This window comes from Pseudoalteromonas sp. ABV4_021 (genome assembly GCF_056159365.1).
On the sequence record NZ_JBSWVB010000002.1, the window covers coordinates 1,444,256 to 1,471,222 of the forward strand.

Here is a 26,967-nt window from a genome sequence, read left to right on the forward strand (position 1 = left end):
GTAAGCCTTTTTATCGAGATTAGATTAAAGCTAAATAGCGGCGCTCTACTTCTTGCCAGTTTATTACATTGAAAAATGCACTAATGTATTCTGGACGACGGTTTTGGTATTTTAAGTAATAGGCGTGCTCCCACACATCTAAACCTAAAATTGGTGTTTCGTTATTCATTAGGGGGCTATCTTGGTTTGCAGAGCTCGTCACTGCTAGTTCACCCTTGGCATTCACAACAAGCCATGCCCATCCACTACCAAAGCGAGTTAATGCTGCTTTAACAAACAGATCATGGAACGCATCAAATGAGCCAAATGTTGCAGTAATCGCATTGTTAAGTTCCCCCGTTTGAAGCTCACCACCAGTGGGTGACATCACTTGCCAAAATAAGCTGTGGTTATGATGACCACCTACATGATCTCTTACAGCCCCCTGCAATGAGTGAGGTAAAGCAGCAATATTAGCCAGCAACCATTCATCACTTTTTTGCTCAAACTCAGAACCTGCTAGCGCTTCGTTAGCTTTATTCACATAAGTTTGGTGATGCAAAGTGTGATGTATTTCCATTGTTTTTGCATCAATGTGCGGCTCTAATGCATCATATGCATAGTCGAGGTTCGGTAGTGTAAATGCCATATTTTTTTCCTTTATAATTTAGCGTTATCCGCTAGTGAATCGTGTTGTTTTGAGCACTGATTGTGTTCATGATGGTATTTAACTTGCTGACGATATTCGTATCGTCGCCATATTGCTTTAGTAAAACAAAGCAATGGTGCTTTAGTTGTGAGAGATGCTTTAATACGATGAGCTGATGCGAAGACTGGGTTGAAGTAAAAATATGCGCGGCGCATTTGCATACGCTTTTGTAGCCTTCAACTAACAGATCGCAGGCGTTGTTAATATTTTGCTGTGCGATATTGGAATCTACTAAGTTTAAATACGACACCACTACAGCGGGAATATACTGATCTACTATCCATGCTTCTGGTGGAGGTGAATCAGATTCGATTTCTGCCTCTATTTGCTCTAACGCAATTAAACAATCGGCATAAAAGAGATTAGCGTAAGAAAACTGGCAGCTATCGAAAGCTTGGTTGCCTTTTGATACATGCTGTTGCCAAATTTGCATCACGTTATGAATACAGGTTTTAGTATCGGGCATCTCAAACAGTTAACTCAAATAAAAACCATTATCATTAATATTTAAATTATTTCAAGCGGTAATTTGATTTTAGCTATGGGATGAAGTAGTAAGATTGGTAGCAGATTGCGTTAATTGTCGGACTTTCATGTGTTTTGAACGAATAGTAGCGTAAGATTTGGTGGTTTGAAAAATGTCTCACGTAACGTTAGCACTTGCTCCATATTGGTATTTGCTTATGTGTATTTGTGCTGGTAATTATGGAGTGGCGTGCTTTAACAAGTGCATTGCAATGTATGCTTTGCGTTTGCCTACAAGCGAATGGCTTTTGTCATCATCTCTTTACCTTCAGTTTCCACGTAATCTAAAAATACCTTGGCAATGGGCGAAAGCTGCTGCGATTTGGCCCAAGAGAAAGACCACTTGGATTGAATAGGTAATGACGATACGTTAATCACTTTTACATTATAGCTGTCGCCAAATGCTAATGTATGAGCTGATAAAATGGCTACGCCCATGCCAGAAAGCACTGAGTGGATAATCGCCTCGTTACTGGCAATCGTCATACGAACATTAGGTTTTATTTGGTGCTCTTTAAAAAACTGCTCGGTAACGTAGCGTGTACCTGAGCCTTCTTCACGAATAATAAAGTTTTCCGCTGCAAACTCTTCTAATGAAACCTGTTTGCGTTTTGCAAACGGGTGATCCGCATTGGCTATTGCCACAAGGTCGTTTGACATAAACTCAATAACTTCAAGGTCAAGCTCTTGCGGCACGTAACTGAATACATAAAAGTCATCTACCCCTTGTTCAAATCGCTCAATGACTTGCTGTCTGTTAGCAACGGTAAATTGAATGTCGATTCCCGGATAACGCTTACAAAAAGGGCCCAATAAGTGTGGAATAAAGTATTTTGCTGTGGTGGCACAGGCGATACGAAGCGTACCCGACTTAAGTCCTCGCAAGTTAGATAAATGCATATCAAGCGCTTCGCATTGCTGCATTATTTGACGACTTGTTGCCACTGTTGCCAATCCCGCATCGGTGAATTTAAGTTGCCGTCCTACTTGTTGATAAAGCGGTAAGCCAATGGCTTCACTTAATTTTTTAAGTTGCATGGAGACCGTAGGCTGGGTCAAAAATAATGATTCTGCTGCAGCTTTAATGCTGCCACCTTCAAATACGGCTAGTAGAATTTCAAGTTGACGAAAGGTGCCTATGTGCGCGTGTAATCGTGATGCCATACTCATTCCAAAACATTTGGTTAGATAAAAATATAATCTAAACATAGTTAATATCTATTTTTATCTAATTAAAACGGTGTGTAAACTTTTTTCTGTCGCTTAATTTAATAGATGGGAAAGTAAAATGAAGAACCGAAGTTTTATATTGTCTCTCGTTACCTGTGCAATGCTGCTGGTGTTTTACGCGCTAAGCAGTCAAATTGGTCAGCCTCAGTTGGCATTTGTTATTGTTGCAGCGTTATTGTTTAGCTTTTCACTTTATTCACAGTTAGTCGCACGCAACAAGCTAGGCTTGTCTCGACCTGCCGCAGAGCACTATATGCAACGCGTGGGAGAAAAATAAACCATGATTATTGATGCCGTTGTCGCTTTTTTTATTCTGGGTATCGTTAGTCAGTTATTAGGTGCCAAAATAGGATTTCCTGATGGGCTGTATAAGTCACTAAGCATGTTTTTGATGATTGCGATTGGCTTAAAAGGCGGCCTTGCACTGCAAAAACATATCGACCCCGCGTTACTTACAATGTCACTGGCAGTAGTTGCTTTTGGCCTTATTCTACCGTTAATCGCATACCCAATTTTGCGTTATTTCGGACAGCTCGATAAAATTAATGCTGGCGCAATTGCTGCACATTATGGCTCGGTGAGTGTGGCCACGTATGCTGTTGCAATTGCTATTCTTGAAGCGAACAATATTTCGTATGAGGCATACTTCCCGCTGTTTGTTGTTCTATTAGAAATGCCAGCAATTATTGTAGGCTTAGTATTAGCAAAAGGCAGCTTGAAAATCATCAACGGTGAATTTGTTAAAAAAGAGCTTGTGGCGAATCCAAGCATTCTTCTCATGCTCGGGAGCTTAATTATTGGTTATTTGGGTGGTGAAAGTGTTGCTAAATTATCGCCTTTCTTTATTGAACTTTTTTCGGGCATTCTTGCGCTGTTTTTATTCAAAATGGGGCTAATCGCAGGCAAACAGCTTGTGTCGGTTAAAAAGAACAGTGTGTTCTTAATTAGCTTTGCCGTACTTATGCCAATGATTGGTGGCCTTGCGGGTACAGGGCTCGGGTTAATGCTTGGGCTAAGTAGCGGTGGTATTGCATTAATGGCGGTGCTTGGCGCAAGTGCGTCTTATATTGCGGTGCCTGCTGCCATGAAACAAAGCCTGCCAGAAGCCAATGCTGGTATGTCGATTACCGCATCTTTAGGTATTACCTTTCCATTTAACGTACTGATTGGTGTGCCATTTTTTATCACGTTTGCAGAATATCTTGCGGCAAAATAATCGTAAAATAAAAACGGCGAACCTAAGTTCGCCGTTTTTTAATTTTTACTAGTGTTAACGCGTAACTTTTACACGCTTTTCAACCATCAATTTTGCTTCAATGCGACGGTTTTCACTGTGTGCTTCAGCTGTGTTTGCGTCGTTTAATAAACGCGTTTCACCGTAACCTACAGCGCTAATACGTGATTCATCAATGCCGTATGTGTCAATTAACACCTGCTTAATTGCTTTGGCACGTTTTTCTGACAGTTTCAGGTTATAAACCGCGTTACCTGGTGCAGAGCTGTGGCCTTCAATTTGTACATTTTGCTCTGGGTATTTTTTCATAAAGTCAGCAAAACGGCGTAAGTCAGTGCTGTTTGGATCAAGTACTTCGCTTGAGTTGTTATCAAACTGTACCGCTAATTTAATGCTGTCTTGCATGTCTTTAAACAGTGTACACCCTTGTGCGTCTGTTTTATCTGTCGTTGGTGTATTTGGACATCTGTCTTCGTTGTCGTTTACACCGTCGTTATCGCTATCAAGTACAATAGCGCAGCCAGTGCTGTCGACACGTACACCTTGTTTTGTGTTCGGGCATTGATCGTTTGCATCAATAACTCCGTCGTTGTCGCTGTCAATTACCGGCGCTGCTTTAGGCGCTTCGGTTGCAGGCGCACTGTTACCGCCAAACTGATAAAGCAGACCAAGTTTACCACTGTAATCTTTATGATTTTCACCAAAGTCATGGTAAGCCGCCACTTCTGTGATCACTTTCCATTTGTCGGCTACTGGCCAATGCATACCTACACCTAAATTACCCAGGTTATAACCCGTATCAAGTGATTCGTGTTTTAAACCTGCAAATACGTATGAATTGCCTTGGAATGGGAAGAACATCGCATCTAAACCGTAGCGATGACCGTCAATACTTTCTTGACCCGGATATGCTTCTAAGTCGATGCGTGCATATTCAAAACGACCACCCCATGACGGAGTGAAACGTTCGCCAAGTTCTAAGCCCCAACCCCAATCAATGCGATCTTTTGGCATAGCTTGGAATTTATCTTTGTCTGCATAGTAATATTCGGCAAAGCCACCAAGCCAGATTTCCTTATCTTCAGCAAGTGATGGCATGCTTGTTATAGCTGCCAAAATAGATAGCGCAAGAGTGTGTTTTTTCATTTAATGATCTCCGTTTTCTCATGTAAACGTCATTTAGTTTAGTAGATTGCTGCAGTGGCGAAGTAAATATGTTCGTTCTGCTTTTTACGAACTGGCTTACAAATTTTATGCCTATTATTTTTCATTTATATTTCAATGGATTAATAAGGCTTCTTAGTTTTTTAATACTAACTGTGTAAAGAGTTACTCGGTAAAAAAGTTGCAATTTGTAAGTTTTACATTGCTCAATGGTACACAGGGGATATTGTAAATCGGTACAAGCTTGGTTTGAAAGCAAAAAACAGCACTATGTTGTGGTTTTATGATTAGATAATGGTATTACACACAATGTGTTTATAAACCGAACGGCAATGGGGAAAGAGGGTTCAACAGACCCTCAATTTATAATTTGGTAAAGTAATATAACAAAGGGAAAATGCTAAATACTTGCTAATCGCTGTAGTAACTCATCGGTTTTGATTAACCCCGAAATAGCTTCACCATTTTGTAGCAAAATAGTAGGTGTTGCACTAAAACCAAATCGCTGTGCCAGCTGTTGCTGTGTAACTAAGTTATTCTCGCAGACGTTTGTAACATTACCTTGGTAACGACCTACTTGCATTGCTTGGTTCATTGCTTCTTGTGGATTGCGGGCACACAGTGCTGCGGCGGTTTTTTCAAATGCGCTGCTGCGGACTTTGCCTCGTGGGATCATTACATAGTCAACCGTAACGCCTTGACGATTGAGTTCCTCTATTTTTCCATGCAACTTACGACAAAACGGGCAATCGATATCGGTAAAAACCGTGATGACATGCTGTTCGTTACTCGCTTTGTAGCTAAGCAGAGCATCTCTTGGCAAGGTTTTGATAAGTGCTACACGTTGCTGCTGTTTTACTAATTCAGTTAGGTCTATTTTGCTTTCGGTGTCGATAACTTGTCCTAAATACAAATATTTACCATCGGGACTGGCGAAAAACGTATGGTTTTGTGTCGTGACCAAGTGGAGATCATTGTTATAGGGCTCGACGGAAAACTGTGTATTTTCATCGAGTAAATCAAGCAGCTTTTGTTTTATCGCTGCAAGAGTCGAGTGATTATTTTCGAGCGGTTGCACTGTTTGTGAGTGCACAAACGCAGCGCAAAAAAAGAGTGAAAGTGTGAATAATAACGCGATAATTCGATTAACTGATTGCATATAACTAGCCTATTAAAATTGGATTAAGCCAACTTACTAGGTAGCAGCGTTTGACGCATTTAAAACTATCTATAATCATCTATAAATAACTATAATTCATTTACTATTAATGGCTTACAGTTATTTGGGTAAGGTTTTTTTAGGTGCGCATAGTGCGTTGTCGTGAGCCAAAAATATCATTATGCAAGGTGCTATTTGTGAAATTAAAACTAGTTGGCTGATTTAGTTGGTGGCAAAGCGCCAGGTGCTCAGCATTTTGTTCTGTGTTGGCTTGCTGCTTGTTATTTGTCACTATTGTTGCAATAAGAGATTCTCTGTTAACCGGGTTGTGCTGAGCTGTGCTTGCAGTTGCTGGTTTGTTGGTGATAATTGTCACAATACGCTGGTTTACTACTTCACTACTGCACACTGCTATACTTGGGTTAAGTAGCGCTTTACTTTCAATTGCATAGTTGAGTGCATCATTTATTTCACTGTTTTCTAATGATATACGGCTTAATAGGTCGAGTGCTTGCGTACGATAATAATCTGAAGTTGGCGTTTGATTAATAATCTTAAACGCTAGCTGATTTGCTTTATTTAGCTCTTTTTTGTGTAATTTCACTTCAGCGAGTAATAGTTGCGCCTCTATGGAGTGGGGATTTTCTTGCAAACTAAAGTTAAGCCATTTTTCGGCAACCTCCAAATCACTTTTTTGAAAAGCGATTAGCGCATTTGAATAGCTGCTCATTGCTGGCAATAAATTTGTTGTAGGCGGTGTATCGCTGTGTGATACCCACATAGCACTGGTAATTGTAGATACCATTAAGGTTAGGCCAGCAGCAATGGCGCGCCAAGGCAGCTGTGCTCTTTGAACCGGCGTTACCTGTGTTACTGTGGCTTGCCAAATATAACCTTGATTAGGTTGGGTGCGAATAAGGGGATGCTCTGGTGCAAGTTTACGCAATTCACTGATCACTTGGAAAAGGCGGTAGTCTTGCACGTCTTCACTTTGCCACAGTGCCTTAAACAATGCGTGTTTTGATATCAATTGCTCTGGCTGTGTTAAAAAAAACAGCAGTGCCTGTGCAGTTTTAGGGCGAATTGGCTTTTCTTTACCTGATTGCGTTAAGGCAAATGTTGTTGCGCAAAACGTGAAATCGAGAAATTGATAAATAGCCATAAATTGTCCTTAACAGCATCTGTTTGCTTTTTCTTTAGTGTTATAAAGATAAAACAAGGTTAAGGCAACTGCTGCTTTATTTTTACCCGTTATTTATTTCGTTAGGTACGGGGTTATTGGTAACGCTGGCACTTATTGAAACTGGCTGACCATATTTATTTTCTGAACCGCCTCCTTTGGCAAAACCTAGGTATAACATACAACCGATAGGACCAATCACAGGGATCAGACTCAAAAACATCATCCAACCCGACTGATTACAATCGTGCCAACGCTTTATGTGAATCATTAAGGTCATCCAGGAAATCACACACAGGGTGAAAAAGAATACTAAGAAAAAAATCGCTTCAGCGTAAACGGGCAGGCTAGAGTTTGATTTAAAGAAATTATTTAATACGTTAAATAACCCTAAGCATAAAACTATGTAAAGCAGCGATATACCCCAAAACATGCTTCGAGTAGCACGTCCTCGCCACGAAAAGAACAAGGTATGAATTGGTATGTTTAGATTTTTCAGAGCCCATAAATTAAGTAAAAAGCAGGGCAGTAAAATATTAAATTTTAATAAATTTAGTACGTTCATCGTGTCGTTATAATGTTTGTATAAATAAAGTAAATCGCCCCATAATGTATATTGCGCAATTTGAATAGCAGAATAAAACACGCTCGAAAATAACGACAGCACAGCAAAACTAATTAGCCAAGGGCGACCTGGGATATTGCGTAGCATAAAAGCAAGAATTACGATGCCACTAGCAAAGATTGGATTTGAAAGTAAGTAAGCAATTTGAAGGAAGTCTTCTACACAATAAAGCACATGAGAGCAGTTCATTACAGTCCTTGTAGTGATTTTAGATAAAATGTGGCGTTAGGCTACGCGTTAAAGAGATTTTGTCAATTAAATCAATTGTTAAATTAGTCTTTGTAATTAGATTGCAAGGCATCTAACTGGCCTGACGAAAGCAGTGTTTGAAGCGCTGAATTAAGTTTGTCGAGCAGTACTTTGTTGCCTTTTTTAACGGCAATGGCAACGGGGGTACCACGATAATTCGATTGCACAATTTTAACGTTAACACCGTACTGTTTAGCGAGGTACAGCCCCACCGAACGCGGCATAATAGCTGCGGTGGTTTCACCGTTGGCGAGCATTAACATAGCTTGCTCTTTTGACTCTGTTTGGATTAAACGAAAGTTATCTTTTATGTGCTTCTCTTGCCATATGGTTTCGGTGATCGAGTGTTTGTCGCCGCTAATTTTTTTTCCGTAAAGGTCGTGCACAACTTCAATGTCTTTACTGTCTTCTTTTACGAACACTGTGGTGTAGCGAAAATAATAGGGTAGGGTGAAATCAAAGTACTTTTCTCGCAGCGGATTGATTTCCATTCCAGTCACGCAATCAAGCTCGGAAAAACGTAAGTGGTTTACTACTTCATCCCATGTATCTGCAACTAAATACAGTTCTTGATTAACTTGCTGTAACACACGCGTAAGTACATCGTAATCAAAGCCAGTTGGTTGGTTATTCTCGATAAACTGAAAGGGCGGATAGCCTGTTGCCATACCACATTTAATACTATTCCCCGTTTGTGCAGTTGCGGTGTGGGTAAAAACCGTTAATAAAAAAAACATAGCCAAGCGGAAAAGAAACGTAGTCATTATATAAAGCCGGTATTGAAAAAGATGCAGCGCAAAGAAAAAGCGCGAATAAAAGGTATTTAGCGACACAAATTATAGTTTAATGCGCGCTAAAAATTAACAGCGTTTGCGTTTAAGAATTAGCGCTAAATCAAAGAAATTGCATTTAATAGCGATATTGAGCAGCTTTTACACAGCTAATTGCCTTTGTCTTACCTTAGCAAGGTTGTTTTCACACTAAACTACAGCAAAGCGTTTCTTAAGCTTTTCTTAAGTATTGCCGTTTAAGGTCTAACAAATAGAACGCGCTAGGTAGTCACAGCTGAGAATAATAATGCTGACAGATCTTAAAAAACATCTAATGCCGTATTTGGTATTAACTTTGTGTGTGCTAGGTGTGCTTAGCACTTTTCGCTTGGGCTTTAGCCTTTGGCAGTATTAACACGTTTCAACCCCCAATGCCTTGTTAAATTTATTAATTGGTGGATTACGCATTGATTTAAGTACATTGGACTATTTACTGCTTATTCCTGTACTTATCTCACCGCTTGCATTAATTATTAAATCGTTAAAACCAATATGGCTAGCATGTCTTAAAAGTTACTTGGTGCTAATTCTAACAATCTTGGTGTTTTTAGAAATGGCCACACCCATGTTTATTGAAGAGTATGGCTTGCGACCAAATCGTTTGTTTGTGGAATATTTGGTGTATCCAAAAGAAGTGTTTTCAATGTTGATGAGCGGGCATTTTGTTGCCGTTTTTGTAACACTTATTTTATTGGCCGCTGCGATTAAGTTAATTGTGTTGCCGCTAGTAAATTATTTTGTGTTTAAAACGACTGGGCAAACTCACGCTACAGCAAAGGTTAAACTCGTCGCTATTTTACTGGTGCTCGCTACACTTATACTACTTGCCCGTGGCACATTTGGACACAGACCTATTAATCCTGCGTATGTGTTTTTTTCAAATGATGCGCGAGTGAATTCGCTAACGCTTAATTCTACCTATTGTGTGATACATGCAGTTAAAGCGCTGCTAAATGAAAAAAATGCGAGCAAACTATATGGCACGATGCCTGAGCGCGAGGTTATAAACATTGTTCGCCAAGAAACAGGCTTACCAATATCGGCTTTTACTTTACCGATCAATCCAATGTTTAACATACAGCAGCCTAGCTACCATGGTGCAAAAAAGAATTTGGTGATCATTTTAGAAGAGAGCCTCGGCGCCCAGTATGTTAAACGTTTAAACGGCTTGCCACTAACACCTAATATCGACAGTTTGTATCAAAAGGGGTGGGAGTTTAACAAGCTTTATGCAACGGGCACGCGCTCTGTACGTGGTATTGAGGCCGTTGTTACAGGCTTTACGCCGACGCCTGCAAGGGCGGTTGTTAAGTTAGACAAGTCACAAAAAGGTTTTTTTACACTTGCAAGTTTGTTGCAGTCTGAAGGTTACAACACCCAGTTTATTTATGGCGGTGAAAGCCACTTTGATAATATGAAAAGTTTTTTCTTGGCAACGGTTTTCAGACAATTGTGGATTTTGACGATATTGATAAGCCAAATTTTGTTGGCTCTCGGGGCGCTAGTGACCAAGATGTATTCAAACAAGCGAATACAGAGCTTAATAAGCTGGCTTTGCAAGAAAAACCGTTCTTTAGCCTGATTTTCACTTCAAGCAATCATGATCCTTTTGAGATTCCAAATGGGATGATAAAGCCGCTTGATTATACAGCATCTCAGCTTGCTCAGTATGATGATAAAGAGCGCGCAAGACATAAAGCAATTCAATATGCAGACTTTGCCTTAGGTGAGTTTATTAATACAGCAAAAACACAATCGTATTGGCAAAATACGGTGTTTTTGATTGTTGCCGACCATGATGCACGTGTGTTAGGTCAGCATTTGGTGCCAGTAAACAATTTTCATATTCCAGCTATTATTCTAAACAGTGAGTTTGATAATCAGAATTATAAAGCCATTGCTAGTCAAATTGATTTGGCGCCAACGGTGCTGTCATTAATGGGGGTAACCAATCAATCGCCTATGATTGGGCGCGATTTAACAAAAAGTGCCACAACTGGTAGGGCATTAATGCAGTATGCTGATAATTTTGCCTACTACAGTGACAAAGGTGTCACTATTTTACAGCCAGGGAAAAAACCGAAAATGTTCGATTTTAATAGCGCAGATAATTATATGAGTGAAAAACCACTCGATCATAATGAGGCGAAAGTGGCGTTGGCACATGCGCTTTGGGGCAGTTTAGCGTATCAAATTGGCATGCCAGCCACTAGCAATATTTTTTAAAACGTAATTGCGTATTTTTCTTTGATAAGGGGAATAAGCCTTTTTGATACCGCTAGTACTTCAGGCTTGTCTTTGCGTAAATAAATTTCACCATTTTGGTATGCCTGCCACTGGGCATTTTCAAATATTGCTTTGCCGTAGGTGTTGCTAAGTGATTGAGCCACACGTGCTTGCTCAGTGCTTGCTGTTAAAATCCAAGCGAGTTCTAGGTGGTTATCACCGAATACGGCTTCAATTTTGCGCGGGAAACCAAATGCTGAAAAATTAAAACAGTTAACTTGTTTTTGTGCATTAGGCTTGGTTAACAACCAGGGTTTAGTGTCTTGAATCACAAGCGGTTGGCAGTGTTTTTTAAATATGGGCATAAGTTCATCAATTGACGCGCCAAATTTAAGTAAGGTATTTAACGTAACTTCACTTTGCTGGTTATTGTTGATATGTGGGTTAGACCAAACAAATAAATTTGGGTGAAGCGCATCCTGCCCGATTAAGGTAGCACTGTTGGTGTGTGTATTTAACCACAATAAATGATTGCTGTGTGCTTGATACGTTAAGTACTCAGCATATTTTTCGCTTAAGCCGGTAATGGCACTTTCACTGATATTATTTGTGTTAATGTGCGCCGCCTTACCATCTGCGATTACAATAGCAGCCTTTCCGCCGTGTTTTACACTGTCACATACTAAATGTTGCTCTGTGTGTTTTGCTAGTGGAAAACGCACTGGTAAGTTAGACACAACGCGCACGTTTGTTTGGCAATTTTCTTGCAATTTAGTTAGAGATGAATCAAATGATTCGCTTATCGAAATATCAAAAATGCTGGCTGGTACTGCGTTAGCGTTTGCTGAAAGGGTAATAGCGAGTGTACAAAGTGCGAGCAAAAATTTGTTCATAGTTGTTTGTTTATCTGTTGTTTTTAACTAAGTCGCAAATTGTTTTTAAAAGGTTACAATATTTTTGACGAAACAAAAGCTTAAAAAACAAAAAGGCCAGCAAGTGCTGGCCTTTATTCGTCTGTATCAAGTGTGTTAGCGTTTAACGCTTAATCTGCTTTAATAAAGCTTTTGATTGCTTGTAATGAATCAAACCCTTTGTAACCAAGAGATTTTAATTCATCGTTTACACAAAATAGCACGGCGCTGTCTTTATTCTCTTCTTCTTCAGCCATATCTAGGCAGAATTCATAAGAATCTTTCACTGTTTCTACGCTCGCTTGTTCTTCGCTTGCCCAAACTACAGTGCTTGCTAATGCCAATACCATTAAAAAAATCTTCATATTTACCCTTTTTCAATTAACTGGATTGATATTTTTAACACCGACAAATTAGGGTTATTTTTGTTTTAAGTAAAACGATAAATAATTGTCGTAAAGGTAAAATTTATTTTGTGTTTATTTCGAGTGACGTTTGTTATTAAGGCAAAAAAAAAGGTTAGCTACTATCGCTAACCTTTTTTTTTAAGAAGTTATTGCGTTAATACTACATTGCAGCGCGGAATATCTCTGCAATTTCTTCAGAAGTAGCCTGTATTGGGTTAGTAAATCCGCAGGCATCTTTTAGCGCATTTTCAGTGAGTGTTGGAATATCGTCAGCTTTTGCGCCTAACTGCTCAATACCTGATGGAATACCAACATCACTGGCTAAGCTAACAATTGCGTCAATTGCTGCATCTGCACCTTGTTGTTCGCTTAAATTGCTCACATCAACGCCCATTGCTTTTGCAACATCACGTAAGCGACCTGGAACCGCTTTAGCGTTAAAACGTTGTACGTATGGTAATAAGATTGCGTTACATACACCGTGAGGCAGATCGTAAAAACCGCCAAGCTGGTGCGCCATAGCGTGTACATAACCAAGCGATGCATTGTTAAATGCCATGCCTGCCATAAATTGCGCATAGGCCATTTGTTCACGTGCTTCTATGTTCTTGCCATTATTCACCGCTTCGCGCAAATGTGTTTGAATAAGTTCGATCGCTTTAATTGCAACAGCATCAGTGATTGGCGTTGCAGCAATTGATACATACGCTTCAATTGCATGGGTAAGCGCATCCATACCGGTTGCGGCAGTAAGCGAGGCAGGTTTTGCCAGCATTAGCTCAGGGTCGTTAACCGATACTAACGGCGTGGTGTGTTTATCAACAATGGCCATTTTAATGTGGCGCTCTTCATCGGTAATAATACAAAAACGCGTCATTTCTGAAGCCGTACCGGCTGTTGTATTAATTGCGACAAGCGGTAGCATTGGTTTTGCTGATTGGTCGACCCCTTCATAGTCGCCAATTTTGCCGCCATTTGCAGCAACAAGCGCAATGCCTTTTGCGCAATCATGTGGCGAACCGCCACCAAGTGAAATTACAAAGTCGCAATCATTGTCTTTTAAAATACTTAGGCCATCGTTTACATTGCTAACGGTAGGGTTTGGCTGGGTACCGTCAAAAACCGCCGTTGCGACATCGCGCTCGTTAAGCAGCGACTGAACTTTTTCTACAACACCAATTTGGTTCAGGATTTTATCGGTTACGATAAGCCCTTTTTTAAATCCTTTTGCTTGAATATTATCAGCGGCATCTTTTAAACAACCTGCACCCATTAAATTAACGGTAGGAATATAAAATGCAGTAGTCATAATGATTTGTCCTTTATTTAGTGAGAGTTACTTTATTGCGACGGTGATTGTCACATGCGAAACCTTTCGTCTTTTTGATTTAAAACAAATACCACGCTTAGAACATTTAGACTTTAATCTAATGCGCTTTTATCGGCGCTTATTTGAGGCATTTAGAGTGGCAGTGAAAACAACAAATGACAGAGAAAATAATCAAAAATTCAGCATGTTATGACACGTTTTATTACATTTAACGATTCAATCCCATTTACGTTTTGTTTTATCGTATTTGGCTTGTTTATTAAAATTGGGTGGCGTTTAAATAGTGCATAACAATAAAAAGGGATTACATAATAATGGCAAACAACATTCAGCAAGGAACGTCACGACGCCAGTTTATAAAAAGCGCTGCAGCAAGACAATTACCGGGTTGTGAAACCTTAGTCGTGGCAGAAGCTGGACATGCATTGCAATGGGAGCAGCCAAATGTATTCAATCACGCTGTAATTTCGTTTCTGAACAAAGTAACTGCGTAACAGACACTTAGTGACGAACTAGAGCGAGTTGATCTTTGTGGTCTAAATTCTGTTCAAATCCAAATCTTTTTGATCGCGGCGTCGCTTTGTAGGCTTAGCTGTCTAAGTCAAGAAGTAACAACAAAACACTCTGCGGTCAACAGGCGCTAATGATAGATGCAAATTTAACGGTTAAGGCTTTATTTTACCGACTGATTTTTATACTATCAAAACGCATGTGCAAGTTATCAAGGAGTGATAATGAAAATTAAGCTACTGATTGTTACCGTACTTATTATGTTTGTGACTAAGGTGCAGTCGTCACAGGCGACCCTAGTGCAAAAGTCAGCTGAGTTTGCTAAAGCAAGCGAAGGTTTTCAGTTACATTTACGCGAAAAATTTTTCAAATCTGAGTCTATTCCGTTTCAATCTAACCAAATACACCTAGAATTTGGTAGCCAAGTACCCTTTAAAGATTATGTGCTTGAAATAAAAAAAGGTAATAAAACCTGGTCAAGTGATCTGGTTTTATTTAACCAACAAGACAATGTGATTGATTTTAATGCCTTGTTATTTGGCTTACTTATTGACCATAGAGATATTCTTCATTTAACTGGGCAAGCTGGTTATGATTTTTACTTAGATTTGGAAAACAACCTAGCGGAAGATTTTAAAAAATTTCACAACCAATACCAAAAAAGCCTAGAAAGCTATTTGAATTTTGTTGCTTACTCACGTGATTTCACGGTGTATCAAAATCGCATTATGCCGCCGTCGGATAAGCTAAAAGCCTTAGCAACAAAGGTAAAAGTTGTACCGCCTGTTGAGCATCAGCAGTTAATTAGCCAATTTATTGATGCGATTAATAGCCAAAATACTGCATTTTTGATGGCGCAGCACATTCCCAATGCAAGCCAACGAGAAATTGATATCTATTCACGAGGCTTAAATGTGCTTTACGAATATTTTGCCAAGATAGGTAATCCGAGCGATTTCAAAATAGTGCAATCGAGCGATCTTAAAACCTATTCTGGCCCCAAAAAAACCTTTTATGTAATCGAGCTACTCAACCATCAAGGCAGGCACAAAGTCGAAATGGAGTTTTTCTTTGCTGATATGTACGGTGAGCGATACATTGGCGAATATGACATCACCGGAGTGCATTTTAGCTAATAGCTGCAATAATACCAATTCACTTAAATAGCTGATCATCCTAGCGGGCTAAATATCATGCTAACTGCGTTAGAATTTATCAATGTAGAACAACTACATAAGAAAAATTCCGCCTTGTTACCATTTCATTTATCCAGCGCTATCTGTGATCACATACTTAACAGAATTGGTATAAAATAAGCAAAATGGCTGCACCGTTTTGCTTATTTTTGGTTGCTCTTTTTAAGAAAATGCTAGTTTGTGACCGCGTTTCTTATACCAATTCGATTGTTTAACATCATAACACAATCCCTTTAAACCAAACTCTTAGCCGCTTTTACATTGCAGTGACACACGTGTAATTAACGTGTTATAAATCGAGGTAAGAATTTCAAGGAGGTAGCGTGCAAAGTTCACGTAAATTTAAGGATTATCTGACCGCTCGACCTAAACCCACTGGCATTGATGTGTTATGCAGCTTAAAGCATTTTGCCATCATAACGTATGCGGTGCCGACAGAGCGATTTGCAGGGTTGTTTCCGAAGCGCTTTTTACTCGACACCATTGAATTAAATGGCGAGAAGATGGCGTTAATCTCGGTAGTGCCCTTTATTGATGTTGACTTTACCTCGGCAGTGTTTCCGTTTGCCAAATTCACTATGGGGCAAACTAATTACCGAATCTATATTATTGATAGTGAAACGGGTGAGCGTTGTGTGTGGTTCTTAGGCACCACACTTGATTCATGGACCTTAGCGGTACCGCGTTATCTGTGGAATTTGCCATGGCATGCGGGCAATATTCGGTTTGATTGTATTTTTGATGAGTCGACAGGCTTGTACCAGCAGTATCGTATGGAAACACGTTCCCAATGGGCTGCGGCATCGGTTGAGCTAAGCCAATCTGATAGCGATAGTCTACATTTTCCCGGCTTTCCAGATACAGAATCAGCGCTGGTTTATTTAACCCATCCGCTTGCGGGTTTTTATTATCGTCGAGATAAAAAACTTGGCACGTATCGGGTATGGCATGACGAATTGCGTGTAAAACCCGGTCAGCTTAAATCTGCAAGCTTTAAGCTGTTATCGGATTTAAACTTGGTAAATAACCAAGAGCAACAGTCGCCGTACAGTGTTTTAATTGAACCTATCAACGAATTTACAATTTATCTGGCGCCAACGGTGATAAACGATTTGAACACGGGTTAATTACCTTTTAATAAGTTATTTCGATAAACACAAGGAGTTGTAATGGCATTTTCAAGCCAAGAAAATGAGGCATTGCTTGCCGTTAAAGGGGTTGGGCCAACCGTGATAAAGCGCTTTGAAGAAATAGGCATTCATTCATTTGCTGACTTAACCCAATACAGTGTTGATGATATTGCCGAAATGGTCGCCTCAATGTTAAGAACGAGCTGTTGGAAAAACAGCCCGCAGGCTAAAATGGCCATTGCAGCAGCAATTGAACGCGCAAAATTAACGCTTTAATCGCACGTTTCTTACAGGATGTTTTATGAAAAATCTTGGTAATTTAACCTTTTTTTGCGGCAAGATGGGAGCGGGCAAGTCAACCCAAGCAAGGCTTATAGCGAAGCAAACGCACACCGTTTTGATTTCTGAAGATGAATGGTTAAGTGCGCACTTTCCCGAGCAAATTAAGTCGTTTGATGACTATATTCATTATGCAAATCTGATTAAACCGTTTGTGAAAACGCATGTGCAGCGTATGTTAACAACGGGTACTCATGTAGTAATGGATTTTCCTGCGAATACCGTAAAACAACGCGCTTGGTTGCGTTCATTGAGCGATGAAATTAATGGCCAACATAAAGTTATCTACCTAGATGTGAGTAATGCAACATGCCTTGCACAAATCGCCAAGCGTCGTGTTTCAGAACCTGAGCGATCGCATTTTGACACAGAAGCAATGTTTCATCATGTGACACAATATTTCGAGCCCCCGCAAGAGAATGAAGGACTTAATATAGTTCTAAACAAAAGTGCACAATAACATACTAAATTTAAAGCATAGTTTTACGTTAACCTTGAAAAAAAGGAAAGTTAATTTAAGCGCCCGAGTATAGATTAACCTAACATTACATCGCTTAAGAAACGTGAATAGGAAAATATATGGATTTTAACGTATTACTTATATTCGTTATTGCTTGCTTGGCAATTAATTTAATTCCCGGACCCGATGTGATATACATCGTATCAAACACAATGAAAGGCAAAATGGCAACGGGATTAAAAGCGGCAATGGGGCTGGGCGCTGGCTATTTTGCACATACTTTGGCTGCATGTCTTGGTTTGTCGGCGATAATTTTAAGCTCTGCACTGGCATTTACCCTAGTTAAGATGTTGGGGGCCGCGTATTTATGTTACCTCGGAATTAAATCACTTTATGCAATGTGGTGTGGTGAAAGTCAGGTCGTGCTAAACGATAAATCACGCGCTTCTGGCAATGTATTTTTGCAAGGAATAATCGTAAGCGTTTTAAATCCAAAAGTGGCGCTGTTTTTTCTGTCGTTCTTGCCGCAATTTATCGACACATCGTCTGCTGATGTAGCATTTCAGCTGCTGTTATTGGGCTGTGTTTTTAGTCTATTGGCAACGGCATGTAATTTACTCTACGCAGTTTTAGGAAGTTGGCTGTTTAAAAGAGCAAACTCAGCGCGGTTTACTCGTGTTTTAGATGGCATTTCCGGCGTGCTACTGGTGGGCTTAGCCAGTAAAGTGCTGGTCAGTGACGTCACCAAGTAATCGTTTTAATACGTTTTACGTGCCAGCCATGCTCTATGCTGTCAAGCATTCTACTCGTCACTTTACGTTGAGATAACCCGTTGACGGTAAACGAGTGCAAGAGCGAGCAAAATTGCGACGATGCCTAAACCTATGGGTATAAAGGCACTGCGAATGGCGCGTTCGAAGTTTAAAAAGTCGGGAATGCCTGCTTGCCAAAAGGTCCATTCAGATGCGATAGCGGTTGCAATATTTTCTCCGCCAGAGGTTAACACAATGATTGCATCGTGATTAATTGGATTGAGGCGAAGTGCGCTGTTAATTGCGGGCTCATTTGCGCCATCATGACCGAGAATAAATTTACCATTCGGTAGCGGGGCATATAGCATCGCACCCATGCCCCAAATTGGCGCCCCAAGTTTATGACCAAGTGGTTGACTTAATGTGTTGATGGCATTTTTAGTGTGTTTATCCGTTTGCTGTAAGGCCAATACAAACTGAGTAAGGTCATTAGTGCTAGCCAGTAAGCCTGTTGCAGCAGGGCTTACATATTGATAAAAAGGCGCCTTGTTGCCGGCCGAATCATAAGCGTGTGCCACATTGCTGTGCGTTTCGATAAATGCATAATTGGTGCGATGCATCGAAATCGGTTCGAAAACGGTTTTTGCCATAAAATCTTCAAATGACATCTTAGTCACATTCTCGATGATATGTTCTGCAATGAGGTAACCGCCGCCTGAATATTGCCACTGAGTTGCTGGTTCGTATCCGATTTCAAGTTTAACGTCACCGCGTGCGCCTTTAGGGTGGTTTAATGACTCAATTAAACTAGGCATTGGCTGGCTTTTACTAATGTCGGCAAAGCCTAAGCCATCGGTTAACCCCGAGGTGTGTGACAGTAAGCGGCGTAAGGTGACTTCACTAAGGTCGAAGCTGGATGCGGGTAATTGCCATGCCGCTGTTAGGTAATTAGCAATAGGTGCATCTAAATCAATGTCGCCTTGTTGCGCTAATTGATACACACCATATGCGGTAAATAACTTGCTCATTGACGCCACAGGGAAGAGGGTGTCGCCATTCACCGAATTTATTGATGGTGTGAATTGCTCTGACACAACTCGCCCATCTTCAATAATAACCATGGCAAAATTTCCTTTTGCCTCGTTCAAAAAGCGCTGTTGGGTCTTAGCAATAAATGCGGCCGTATCGTCTTGTTTGGCAAGCGGTGTTAACCACCAACCATTTAATGCGCCGTAAAGGCAAACGCAACTCCAACTCACAGTGAGTACAATAAAGCTTATAAGTACTTTAACTAAACGCATAACATATCCTTGTTTTGTCTTATTACCTTGTATGGCTTAAATTACTTCCAGTTCTTCTTTGTCTTTCACAAAGTAAATAGACAGTACAAGCAGTGCAGCAGGGAATAGGAATACATTGGTGAAAGACAAAACAAGGGTCATTTGTAGAATGCTCATTAACAACATTAACACCGAAAACACTTTGAGCAGTGGCGGCAAATGTTTGTTAATTAAACATACAATTGAAAATACAGCCGCGAATAATGTGTATAGCCCCAGAGAACCAAACGCTATTACCATCGCGACCAAGCCTGTACTTTCTGAAAGCGTATTTTGGTTAGTTAAGGCTAAATAAATATCAAATAACACAGTTGAGTGAAATATGGCGACGATTGCGGCCATAGTACACAGCAAAATACGAGCGGAGCGGGCATTAAAGTGAGATTTTAGGTGATTGCTTAAGCTTAAATAAACACACACTTCTAACGCGCCAATCAATACAAACAGTAAATCACGCCAATTGAATGTGAGTAGATCTTGTTTAAGAGCGGCTTCAAAGCCATCAAAGGTTTGGCCCAAAAACGTGATCCAGTAAAATGGAAATAACACTGCTAGCAAAGCAGCCGCCCCAGCGGATATAAAATTATCGCGAGAAGTCATAATACGTCCTTTCGTTATGTATCCAGATCAGTGTCTGAATGATCGTGTTCATATTGCAAAATATCGCCCGGCTGACAATTAAGCGCCGAACAAATTGCTTCTAATGTTGAGAACCGAATGGCTTTCACTTTGCCATTTTTAAGCAGTGATAAATTGGTCATTGAAATACTGATATCTTGCGATAATTGTTTCAATGACATTTTATTTTTTGCCAGTTCTATATCTAGGTTGATTCGTATACTCATGCTTATAAATTAATCGCGAAATTTATGTTTGTCAAATAAAATTTTATGATAAACGTAAAATGATTGATGTTTAACGTTTGTTTGAGGGTAGTGTAAAAAACACGTTTTTTGCGACGGTTTGGGCTTTTAAAACGTGAAACTATTGCAATAATTTGATCAATCAACAAACAGTTGTTAGGCTGAATGAAGCATTGAGCAGTAGGGATGCATTTGTTTTTAAGTGGTACTTAATAAACTAAATAACCTCAGTTTTGGATGAGAGCGTTTTTACTGCTTTTGCGTTAATCACACACTAACTTGTTTAAGTTGGTGTCACCTTTCTTGCATCAGTAAGCGACTAAAAAACGCGTGTTCAGTTGCGACAAATCTCAACTGCCTACCAACGTCTAATCTAACTCTGAGGACAACAACTCAGATTTAGGAAAAGCAATGATTAAACAGTTAGTTATGGTGGCGTTACTGAGCGCCGCTGCAATCTCACCAGCGAGTTGGGCGGGCTCACAGTCGGTTGAAATCGACAGTGTATCGGTTAACAACAAGCAAACTTGGCTCAAAGTTAAAGGTAAACTAAAAGGCTTTGGTAAAAATACGTCGTTAACCTTACGAGATGCCGACAACCTAGAGGTTGTTTTTCATTCAGAAACCGTGAAAAACAAACGCTTTAATGCGAAAGTGCAAATTGAAGATCTCATTTATGTGCCGTGTAAAATTGCCGCTGTTGCGAATAACAATACCACTTTAATTGATAGCGCAGATGTGACCGATGTTAGTAGTTGCGGCGGTTACAGTGCGACATTATCGGGTTTAGTGACTGATGAACCTATTCCATATGCCAGCGTTAGTGTTACCGTAAATGGTAATACCTTTACGACTACAGCTGATGAAAACGGCGCTTATTCGCTGACGATTTTAACCACTACACTCGAAACACTTGTGAAAATAGAATCGTCGGCCTTTGATGCGCAAACTGGCGATGAAATTAACTTCGTTAATTTGTTAGGGTCGTTTGAAAAAGTATTAGAAGATGACTCTCATAATGTTACTAACGTAACAACTGCGAGTTACGTATTAACGCTTGCGGCAAATGGCTTTCAAGAACCCACTAATATTTCTGAATTACAGCAAGCTGAAACCGCAGTTGATGCATCGCAGTTAATTGAATTAGCGGCGGTCATAAAATTGATTGTTGATGATGTGAATTACCAATTGCCCGATGGTTACAACAGTATTATTGAATTTGTGTCATCGCAAGGTGCGGTTGAGAGTTTTATTGAGAACACGCCCGAAGCAGACCTAATCGCCGCGCAAAACGCGATTTTAGCCGACACTGACTTGGTGGCAGGGTTCGATGAAAGTGATATTCCAAGTTTTTACTACGCCATTGATACTGCCGAACCTGGGTATTTATCACGCAGTGGCTCAGCACTTAAATTTGACGCGACAGGTACTGGAAGCAAGCTTAGTTTTACTTCATGGAATGGGCAAGCAATTAACGCGGGCTATTCGTGGCACGTTGCCAATGGTCGAATCGAAACAACCTATACCACCCCTATCGAGCAAGAATTACTCACTTACAATATTGAATCGCTTACCGATGATCAAGCTGAAATCGACGCATTTTATGCAGGCGGTGGGGTAGACGACCAAATCGTGTTTTATCAATCAACGCTTTCGCAAAATTACACACGTGTTGTTGATGGTGCGTTAGTTGATATGATTAATGTTGAAACGCGTGTTGAAAAGCGCACGCCACCGATTCAATTAACGAATGGCGATACCTTAACGCTGCAAAATAACAAAATTGAAATTAGCAGTAGTCAGCAAACTTTTCGATCTAGGCTTGATATTGAGCCGATTGCGTTTCAAGCGGACTGTAACAATGGCGTCGCATGTGTGCTTGGTTTGTGGGGCGGGCAATACAATTATTCGGAAGGTAAACGCGCTTATGATGATTATATTTATCCTACCACCTCGTATGCCGATGTAATTATGTTTGATTCAAATGGCGTGGCAAACGGCAAAATATCTAATATTAGCGCAAACTGGCAGGTAAATAATGCGGGCCAGTTAGTGATCCAATATCCAAATGGCGCTGTGCAAACGAGCGAAATCATTGATCAACTTGGATTAGAATACGGTGTGTTTTCTCAGTTCAGTACGCCAGAAGGGGAATTTGCTACCTATGATATTTGGGTAAAAGGACAAACTAACTTTGTACTCGATAGTGCTTATTTGCAGCCAACAAGCAGCAATCATTACTGGAATGGTGAAATTAATTCGTGGATCCCGGGTTCGTTTGATAGCAATGGTTTGCTTATTCCAGAACGCTTATGGGGCTGGTTGTTTACCAGTCACACAGTGCAAAATATCGATGGCGTTGCTTGGCAGGGACCAGACCAAAACGGATTAAGCAGCATTAATTTTGTGCTAAGTGATGCGGTGAGTTATCAAGTGGGCACACAGAATATTGAAATTAACCGCCTACCTTTTGCCAAACGTTTTTGGTACCCCATTGCAAGTACCATTATTAACGGTGATAGAGTATTTTACATTGTTGAACGTGAAGAGCGTGATGCGCAATTGTGGTTTGGCGGGCAGCCGGGTTACAACACCTTTATCCCATCGCGCATTAATATTGAGCGAGAAGTAGACCGGGCAAATTACACCAATGCAGCGCGCTAAAAGGTTAAGGGCATATGCCCTTAACGCTTAATAAATTGAGGTGTTAATTTACCAGTTATAGCGATAAGTGAGTTTCACCATCGCACCTTTCGCAGGAATATGGCTGGTATTAGCGTTAGAGCGTAATAATTGACTATAAAGCGGGTAATACTCGCGGTTAGTGGCGTTTTCTATACCAATATTTACAACGCTTTGGTCTAGTTCAATGCTTGCGAATAAGTCGAGTGTGGTATACGAATCTGTTTGGTGGCGACCAAACCCAGTGTTGCCATTTAAGCGGTAATCGTGGCCGTCTACATAGTTTAATTGCGCTTGCAGATTGATGTTATCGTACTGATATTGGGTTGCGAATGTTGCTTTTAATGGCGCTATTCTAAAACCATTCATTTCGCGCCATTTGTCGGTGCCTTCAGGTTTTTCATCACCGTTTATTTTACTCACTAACGCCATCATGCTTAGGGTGTCAGTGAGGTAATAGTTTACGTCCAGCTCGATACCTGAAATACGTTCTTTATCGCGGCGCAAATCTAAACCAAAGCCGCTACTTTTAACGCGTCCACGGTCTGACGTTGAATTAAAGAGCGCACCATTAACGCTAACGTTATCCGATTGATAGTTAAAACCAATTTCAAAGTTATCTGAGGTCACGGGTTCTAACTTACTGCTTTTGATGTCAAAATCACTTGATGCGTAGCGAAGTAGCAGACCAATATCAGGTAATTCGTACCCTTGGTCAAATGCGATATAGGTTTTTACATTGTCGGTTAGACTATAGTTTACGCTGGCGTTTAGCATAGTGCCGTCGTAGCTTTTGCTGCCACCATCAACAGCATTACCTTGGCCAAGGGTTGTAAAATCATCGAACGAAACACGAATATGTTCAAAACGTGCACCGGCGTCTACATCAAGACCCCAATCTGTGTGGTACTTGTATTGCGCAAATGCGGCAATGTTATTGGTGTCGGTTTCTGGCATAAAGGTTTTATCTTCGAGTTTGACAAACTCTAAGCCGTTACTGTTATCAAATACTTCTGGGTCATATGCTGTGATCGGCATTTTAGTTGACTCAAAATTACCATCTAGGCCATAAATAACGGTGTGATTGCTAATTGGCAGGCTAAATGCGCTTCTAAAACCAAGCACTTGCGCGTTAAGGTAAACTTGCCCTAAATGATTCCAAGAGGCGAATGGGCGACCGTCAAACGGATAAAAACGGGTTTCGTAGTCGCGATAATAAAGCTGGCCAGAAAACTGCTGAGACCATAAGTCGTTATCAACATAATGAAGATTAAACATTAAGTTGTCGGCACTATTTTGTTCAGCTAATACCAGGCCTTTGCGCGGTTTTGCACTTACGCTATGTAATGGCAGCGAGTTAACACTTGGATCTGACGCGAATTCCGTGTCTTGGCTTGAATCAAACCACATTACACTGGCAAATAGCTCTGCATTTTTATCAAACTGATACCCGACCTTGCCGTGAAGGCTAAATTGAGTGCTGTCAAACAGATCTCCTTGGCTTGGCTCGGGTGCAATTCTGTCACCATTTGCATCAAAATAGCCACCGGTCGATGCGATATCAAAGTCCACTGCAAACGACAGCTTATCGCGTTGATCAGCAATACTTTGACCCAGTTTATAGGTGGTGGCATCGCTTGAAACTTCAGTTAAGCTAGTGCTTAATTCTGCACGTGTTTGGGTGCTTGATTGCTTAGCTGTTTTAGTGGTGATGTACATCACACCGCCGCTTGCGCCTGAACCGTAAATGGCGTTACCACCACGTACAATTTCAATTGAATAGATCAGTGATGGATCAAGATTAAATAGGTCGCGCGACACATTACGGTTAGTGCTCATTGGCACACCATCAATCAATACCAGTAAATTGCGCCCACGTAATGTTAAACCAAAATTCGTCATGGTTTGACTGGCAGGCGATACTCCGGGCACTAGTTTGCCAATTACCTGAGCTAAGTTTGCATTCGCGGCCATTGCATTAGTGATATCGGCTGCTGAAAAATAGCTGGTTTGACGTGCAACACTGGTCAACCCTTGTTGCATACGAGAGCCATTTACTTGCACTACTTCAATGTTATCTAATGGTGCAGCTGTTGATGGTTTGCTCGTCGTTTGCGAATTTTGATTTTGCGGTGCTTTTGCTTTTAGCACTACACCTTGCGGTGATTTCCACTCAGCGTATAAATTTGATTGGTTGAGCAAATACGTAAGGCCTTGAGCCGCAGTAAATTGGCCTTTAAGCGGCGCATTTTGTTGTTCGTTTAATAGCGCATCGTTTACAAATAATTGAATGCCAGTAACGCGCGTAAATTCAGCTAAACCTTGGCGTAGCGAGGATGCATTAATATCAAACTGAACTAGCTGATTAACACTTTGCGTATTGGCAAACACAACAGGTGAATACATCGTAGAAAGAGAGGCTGCTGAAATAGCTAATGCAAGTGGGAGGGTTTTCATTTTTAACCTTAATAAAAATAATTCTTACTATCTATAACGCGTTAAAAATGAAAAACCGTAAATTATTTTTAATAAATTATGAGATCGTTACTGGCGTTGCGCATTTGCTTTAAATTTAAGCTTTCCAATAACAAAGAAAGCGCAAACTCAGGCGATTGTGTATTCACATTACCCGTTACTTTTAAATTTAGGTGTTGCTGATTAACGACGCTGATTTTGTAATCCACAAAAGGTTGTAACTGCTTAATTGCATCGCCAAGCGGAGTTGCATTAAAAATAAGTTTGCCATCACGCCATGCCAGCGCCGCATTAATTTCGTTTGCGTGCATTTTCAGCCAATGTTTATCTGATAAAATTAACCCTTCACCTTGTGCTAGTTGCCGCGTTTGCTTGGTTTGGGTGTTGGTAACACTGACTTTATGCTCGGTTACAACCACTTTTGCCACGCCTAACGTATTTATCAAAAAAGACGTACCCAGCGCGGTGACTTGCTTATTATTAAACTCTACGCGAAATGGCCGATTAGCGTCGCTTGCCACATCAAACCAGGCATCTCCTTCAAGCAATTTGATTATGCGTTCGTTTTGACTGTAAGCAACGGCAATTTTAGTGGCTTTTTTTAACTCAATAACGGAACCGTCGCTCAAGGTTACAGGGCTTTGCTCGGCACTAAAGTACACCAATGATGGCGCTATTTTGCTGGTGTTGGGCGTTTTGAAAAGCCAAATTGTTAGCACACATGCCACTAACGATAAAAACGCCAATGAATGACCTAAACGAGTCGCTTTATTACTGTTCAGTAATATGTCGCGCTCAGCAAAGTAGGTATCTTGATGTTGTTTAGACTTTTTGCACCAAGTGACAAAAGCGCGCTGTTGCGCGTAAGTTACATTATCAGCGCGCATTTTTGTTAACCAGCGCTTGGCTTGTAAGCGAATTAACCAGCGTTTAATCATTATGCTGCGACCCCAAAATAAGCTGACGGCATTTACTTTGCAAAGTCGCCAATGACTTTTCAACCCAACTCAGTGAGCGCCCTTTATCACACGCGATATTGCGACAGCTATCGCCATTGATTTTAGCGCGCCAAATTAAATCTTTCATTTCGGGCTTTTGTTTGTCGAGCAGTTGCTGGATTTTTTCAATGGCCAGGTGCTGGCCAACATGTAGTTCTGGACAAGTATCGGCTTTAAGTGAATCCAGATCGACATCATCAACTAACTCTTTACTACTTTTGCGATAAAAATCAATTATTAAGTTGTTCAGCATGGTTGTGACATAGGCATTAATATTGCCAATGCTATGCCAGTTTTCAACTAGCATAAGTTTGAGATAAAGCTCTTGCGAAAGATCTTTTCTGGTTTCGCTACATGCTACTTTTTTGGCGAGGTGTTGCTGCATTAACGGCATGCAATGTTGATAAATTCGCTCGGCAGTATAGGGAGGCTGCATTGAAATCATTAAAACAGTCAATTTGTCG

The 26,967-nt window shown here is 40.6% G+C and carries 26 protein-coding genes and 1 pseudogene; 10 read left to right on the forward strand and 17 right to left on the reverse strand.

Annotation, left to right across the window (positions count from 1 at the left end; translation table 11 throughout):
* Positions 1–19 precede the first annotated feature (19 nt).
* The 3 genes from ACXAFE_RS20610 to ACXAFE_RS20620 all read right to left on the reverse strand — a co-directional run bounded on the left by ACXAFE_RS20610 (position 20) and on the right by ACXAFE_RS20620 (position 2,377).
* Positions 20–628, reverse strand: coding sequence for a superoxide dismutase (locus ACXAFE_RS20610; RefSeq protein ID WP_475157366.1), 609 nt, complete (start codon positions 626–628; stop codon positions 20–22).
* 31 nt (positions 629–659) lie between these two features.
* Complete coding sequence (locus tag ACXAFE_RS20615) at positions 660–1,154, reverse strand: hypothetical protein (RefSeq protein WP_475157369.1); 495 nt, start codon at positions 1,152–1,154, stop codon at positions 660–662.
* 290 nt (positions 1,155–1,444) lie between these two features.
* The gene (locus ACXAFE_RS20620; protein ID WP_475157373.1) at positions 1,445–2,377 is read right to left on the reverse strand and encodes a LysR family transcriptional regulator; all 933 of its coding nucleotides are present in this window, start codon (positions 2,375–2,377) and stop codon (positions 1,445–1,447) included.
* Between the two features lie 124 nt (positions 2,378–2,501).
* On the opposite strand from ACXAFE_RS20620, the gene ACXAFE_RS20625 reads away from it, so the two are divergent.
* Both ACXAFE_RS20625 and ACXAFE_RS20630 read left to right on the forward strand, forming a co-directional pair.
* Positions 2,502–2,720, forward strand: coding sequence for a hypothetical protein (locus ACXAFE_RS20625; RefSeq protein ID WP_475157375.1), 219 nt, complete (start codon positions 2,502–2,504; stop codon positions 2,718–2,720).
* A 3-nt stretch (positions 2,721–2,723) separates the two neighbouring features.
* On the forward strand, positions 2,724–3,659 hold the full coding sequence (locus ACXAFE_RS20630; protein ID WP_475157380.1) for a sodium-dependent bicarbonate transport family permease: 936 nt from the start codon (positions 2,724–2,726) through the stop codon (positions 3,657–3,659).
* A 54-nt stretch (positions 3,660–3,713) separates the two neighbouring features.
* Here ACXAFE_RS20630 and ACXAFE_RS20635 read toward each other — a convergent pair whose 3' ends face one another.
* The 5 genes from ACXAFE_RS20635 to ACXAFE_RS20655 all read right to left on the reverse strand — a co-directional run bounded on the left by ACXAFE_RS20635 (position 3,714) and on the right by ACXAFE_RS20655 (position 8,818).
* A complete protein-coding gene (locus tag ACXAFE_RS20635) occupies positions 3,714–4,823 on the reverse strand; it encodes an OmpA family protein (RefSeq protein WP_475157383.1) in 1,110 nt (369 codons plus the stop codon).
* Positions 4,824–5,241: 418 nt separating this feature from the next.
* The gene (locus tag ACXAFE_RS20640; protein WP_475157385.1) at positions 5,242–6,000 is read right to left on the reverse strand and encodes a DsbC family protein; all 759 of its coding nucleotides are present in this window, start codon (positions 5,998–6,000) and stop codon (positions 5,242–5,244) included.
* A 139-nt stretch (positions 6,001–6,139) separates the two neighbouring features.
* Positions 6,140–7,162 (reverse strand): winged helix-turn-helix domain-containing protein, encoded by a 1,023-nt coding sequence (locus ACXAFE_RS20645; RefSeq protein ID WP_475157387.1) that lies wholly within the window; start codon positions 7,160–7,162, stop codon positions 6,140–6,142.
* A gap of 82 nt (positions 7,163–7,244) precedes the next feature.
* Positions 7,245–7,994 (reverse strand): DUF805 domain-containing protein, encoded by a 750-nt coding sequence (locus ACXAFE_RS20650; RefSeq protein WP_475157390.1) that lies wholly within the window; start codon positions 7,992–7,994, stop codon positions 7,245–7,247.
* Positions 7,995–8,077: 83 nt separating this feature from the next.
* Positions 8,078–8,818, reverse strand: a complete 741-nt coding sequence (locus tag ACXAFE_RS20655) for a transporter substrate-binding domain-containing protein (protein ID WP_475157395.1) — start codon at positions 8,816–8,818, stop codon at positions 8,078–8,080.
* Positions 8,819–9,950: 1,132 nt separating this feature from the next.
* Between ACXAFE_RS20655 and ACXAFE_RS20660 the strand changes: the two are divergent.
* Positions 9,951–11,110 (forward strand): annotated as a pseudogene (locus tag ACXAFE_RS20660) (LTA synthase family protein).
* Here the strand turns inward: ACXAFE_RS20660 and ACXAFE_RS20665 are convergent.
* The 3 genes from ACXAFE_RS20665 to yiaY form a co-directional block, all read right to left on the reverse strand.
* Complete coding sequence (locus ACXAFE_RS20665) at positions 11,107–12,003, reverse strand: hypothetical protein (protein WP_475157397.1); 897 nt, start codon at positions 12,001–12,003, stop codon at positions 11,107–11,109. The pseudogene ACXAFE_RS20660 and the gene ACXAFE_RS20665 overlap by 4 nt on opposite strands.
* 149 nt (positions 12,004–12,152) lie before the next feature.
* Positions 12,153–12,386 (reverse strand): phage tail tube assembly chaperone, encoded by a 234-nt coding sequence (locus ACXAFE_RS20670; protein ID WP_010558784.1) that lies wholly within the window; start codon positions 12,384–12,386, stop codon positions 12,153–12,155.
* A 202-nt stretch (positions 12,387–12,588) separates the two neighbouring features.
* A complete protein-coding gene (gene yiaY, locus ACXAFE_RS20675) occupies positions 12,589–13,737 on the reverse strand; it encodes an L-threonine dehydrogenase (RefSeq protein WP_475157402.1) in 1,149 nt (382 codons plus the stop codon).
* Between the two features lie 335 nt (positions 13,738–14,072).
* On the opposite strand from yiaY, the gene ACXAFE_RS20680 reads away from it, so the two are divergent.
* The 6 genes from ACXAFE_RS20680 (at position 14,073) to ACXAFE_RS20705 (ending at position 18,145) form a co-directional block, all read left to right on the forward strand.
* Complete coding sequence (locus ACXAFE_RS20680) at positions 14,073–14,252, forward strand: alpha/beta fold hydrolase (protein ID WP_475157409.1); 180 nt, start codon at positions 14,073–14,075, stop codon at positions 14,250–14,252.
* A gap of 240 nt (positions 14,253–14,492) precedes the next feature.
* Complete coding sequence (locus ACXAFE_RS20685; protein WP_475157414.1) at positions 14,493–15,404, forward strand: hypothetical protein; 912 nt, start codon at positions 14,493–14,495, stop codon at positions 15,402–15,404.
* 383 nt (positions 15,405–15,787) lie between these two features.
* Entirely contained in the window at positions 15,788–16,591 is an 804-nt protein-coding gene (locus ACXAFE_RS20690; RefSeq protein ID WP_475157417.1) for a DUF2071 domain-containing protein, read from the forward strand.
* A gap of 42 nt (positions 16,592–16,633) precedes the next feature.
* Positions 16,634–16,870 (forward strand): helix-hairpin-helix domain-containing protein, encoded by a 237-nt coding sequence (locus ACXAFE_RS20695; RefSeq protein ID WP_475157422.1) that lies wholly within the window; start codon positions 16,634–16,636, stop codon positions 16,868–16,870.
* Between the two features lie 25 nt (positions 16,871–16,895).
* Positions 16,896–17,393, forward strand: a complete 498-nt coding sequence (locus tag ACXAFE_RS20700) for a P-loop nucleotide/nucleoside kinase family protein (RefSeq protein WP_475157428.1) — start codon at positions 16,896–16,898, stop codon at positions 17,391–17,393.
* A gap of 119 nt (positions 17,394–17,512) precedes the next feature.
* Positions 17,513–18,145 carry a LysE family translocator gene (locus ACXAFE_RS20705; protein WP_475157430.1) on the forward strand — a complete coding sequence of 211 codons (633 nt, stop codon included), beginning with the start codon at positions 17,513–17,515 and terminating at the stop codon, positions 18,143–18,145.
* 62 nt (positions 18,146–18,207) lie between these two features.
* Here ACXAFE_RS20705 and ACXAFE_RS20710 read toward each other — a convergent pair whose 3' ends face one another.
* The 3 genes from ACXAFE_RS20710 to ACXAFE_RS20720 are packed head-to-tail and all read right to left on the reverse strand — an operon-like array spanning position 18,208 to position 20,330.
* Positions 18,208–19,446 (reverse strand): serine hydrolase domain-containing protein, encoded by a 1,239-nt coding sequence (locus ACXAFE_RS20710; RefSeq protein WP_475157433.1) that lies wholly within the window; start codon positions 19,444–19,446, stop codon positions 18,208–18,210.
* Between the two features lie 36 nt (positions 19,447–19,482).
* A complete protein-coding gene (locus ACXAFE_RS20715; protein WP_475157438.1) occupies positions 19,483–20,085 on the reverse strand; it encodes a hypothetical protein in 603 nt (200 codons plus the stop codon).
* Between the two features lie 14 nt (positions 20,086–20,099).
* Entirely contained in the window at positions 20,100–20,330 is a 231-nt protein-coding gene (locus ACXAFE_RS20720) for a helix-turn-helix domain-containing protein (RefSeq protein ID WP_475157443.1), read from the reverse strand.
* Positions 20,331–20,759: 429 nt separating this feature from the next.
* Here ACXAFE_RS20720 and ACXAFE_RS20725 point away from each other — a divergent pair, with 429 nt between their 5' ends.
* Positions 20,760–23,012, forward strand: a complete 2,253-nt coding sequence (locus ACXAFE_RS20725; protein ID WP_475157447.1) for a carboxypeptidase-like regulatory domain-containing protein — start codon at positions 20,760–20,762, stop codon at positions 23,010–23,012.
* A 48-nt stretch (positions 23,013–23,060) separates the two neighbouring features.
* On the opposite strand, the gene ACXAFE_RS20730 is transcribed toward ACXAFE_RS20725, so the two are convergent.
* The 3 genes from ACXAFE_RS20730 to ACXAFE_RS20740 all read right to left on the reverse strand — a co-directional run bounded on the left by ACXAFE_RS20730 (position 23,061) and on the right by ACXAFE_RS20740 (position 26,939).
* Complete coding sequence (locus tag ACXAFE_RS20730) at positions 23,061–25,487, reverse strand: TonB-dependent receptor (protein WP_475157449.1); 2,427 nt, start codon at positions 25,485–25,487, stop codon at positions 23,061–23,063.
* Positions 25,488–25,555: 68 nt separating this feature from the next.
* Complete coding sequence (locus tag ACXAFE_RS20735) at positions 25,556–26,443, reverse strand: FecR family protein (protein ID WP_475157452.1); 888 nt, start codon at positions 26,441–26,443, stop codon at positions 25,556–25,558.
* On the reverse strand, positions 26,436–26,939 hold the full coding sequence (locus ACXAFE_RS20740; protein ID WP_475157456.1) for an RNA polymerase sigma factor: 504 nt from the start codon (positions 26,937–26,939) through the stop codon (positions 26,436–26,438). Before ACXAFE_RS20740 ends, ACXAFE_RS20735 begins: the two co-directional genes overlap by 8 nt.
* Positions 26,940–26,967 lie beyond the last annotated feature (28 nt).

Bases quoted from the DNA above. Each gene is read 5' to 3' on its own strand.
- ACXAFE_RS20610 (WP_475157366.1), bottom strand. From the start codon at position 628: ATGGCATTTACACTACCGAACCTCGACTATGCATATGATGCATTAGAG.
- ACXAFE_RS20615 (WP_475157369.1), bottom strand. From the start codon at position 1,154: ATGCCCGATACTAAAACCTGTATTCATAACGTGATGCAAATTTGGCAA.
- ACXAFE_RS20620 (WP_475157373.1), bottom strand. From the start codon at position 2,377: ATGGCATCACGATTACACGCGCACATAGGCACCTTTCGTCAACTTGAA.
- ACXAFE_RS20625 (WP_475157375.1), top strand. From the start codon at position 2,502: ATGAAGAACCGAAGTTTTATATTGTCTCTCGTTACCTGTGCAATGCTG.
- ACXAFE_RS20630 (WP_475157380.1), top strand. From the start codon at position 2,724: ATGATTATTGATGCCGTTGTCGCTTTTTTTATTCTGGGTATCGTTAGT.
- ACXAFE_RS20635 (WP_475157383.1), bottom strand. From the start codon at position 4,823: ATGAAAAAACACACTCTTGCGCTATCTATTTTGGCAGCTATAACAAGC.
- ACXAFE_RS20640 (WP_475157385.1), bottom strand. From the start codon at position 6,000: ATGCAATCAGTTAATCGAATTATCGCGTTATTATTCACACTTTCACTC.
- ACXAFE_RS20645 (WP_475157387.1), bottom strand. From the start codon at position 7,162: ATGGCTATTTATCAATTTCTCGATTTCACGTTTTGCGCAACAACATTT.
- ACXAFE_RS20650 (WP_475157390.1), bottom strand. From the start codon at position 7,994: ATGAACTGCTCTCATGTGCTTTATTGTGTAGAAGACTTCCTTCAAATT.
- ACXAFE_RS20655 (WP_475157395.1), bottom strand. From the start codon at position 8,818: ATGACTACGTTTCTTTTCCGCTTGGCTATGTTTTTTTTATTAACGGTT.
- ACXAFE_RS20665 (WP_475157397.1), bottom strand. From the start codon at position 12,003: ATGAACAAATTTTTGCTCGCACTTTGTACACTCGCTATTACCCTTTCA.
- ACXAFE_RS20670 (WP_010558784.1), bottom strand. From the start codon at position 12,386: ATGAAGATTTTTTTAATGGTATTGGCATTAGCAAGCACTGTAGTTTGG.
- yiaY (WP_475157402.1), bottom strand. From the start codon at position 13,737: ATGACTACTGCATTTTATATTCCTACCGTTAATTTAATGGGTGCAGGT.
- ACXAFE_RS20680 (WP_475157409.1), top strand. From the start codon at position 14,073: ATGGCAAACAACATTCAGCAAGGAACGTCACGACGCCAGTTTATAAAA.
- ACXAFE_RS20685 (WP_475157414.1), top strand. From the start codon at position 14,493: ATGAAAATTAAGCTACTGATTGTTACCGTACTTATTATGTTTGTGACT.
- ACXAFE_RS20695 (WP_475157422.1), top strand. From the start codon at position 16,634: ATGGCATTTTCAAGCCAAGAAAATGAGGCATTGCTTGCCGTTAAAGGG.
- ACXAFE_RS20700 (WP_475157428.1), top strand. From the start codon at position 16,896: ATGAAAAATCTTGGTAATTTAACCTTTTTTTGCGGCAAGATGGGAGCG.
- ACXAFE_RS20705 (WP_475157430.1), top strand. From the start codon at position 17,513: ATGGATTTTAACGTATTACTTATATTCGTTATTGCTTGCTTGGCAATT.
- ACXAFE_RS20710 (WP_475157433.1), bottom strand. From the start codon at position 19,446: ATGCGTTTAGTTAAAGTACTTATAAGCTTTATTGTACTCACTGTGAGT.
- ACXAFE_RS20715 (WP_475157438.1), bottom strand. From the start codon at position 20,085: ATGACTTCTCGCGATAATTTTATATCCGCTGGGGCGGCTGCTTTGCTA.
- ACXAFE_RS20720 (WP_475157443.1), bottom strand. From the start codon at position 20,330: ATGAGTATACGAATCAACCTAGATATAGAACTGGCAAAAAATAAAATG.
- ACXAFE_RS20725 (WP_475157447.1), top strand. From the start codon at position 20,760: ATGATTAAACAGTTAGTTATGGTGGCGTTACTGAGCGCCGCTGCAATC.
- ACXAFE_RS20730 (WP_475157449.1), bottom strand. From the start codon at position 25,487: ATGAAAACCCTCCCACTTGCATTAGCTATTTCAGCAGCCTCTCTTTCT.
- ACXAFE_RS20735 (WP_475157452.1), bottom strand. From the start codon at position 26,443: ATGATTAAACGCTGGTTAATTCGCTTACAAGCCAAGCGCTGGTTAACA.
- ACXAFE_RS20740 (WP_475157456.1), bottom strand. From the start codon at position 26,939: ATGCAGCCTCCCTATACTGCCGAGCGAATTTATCAACATTGCATGCCG.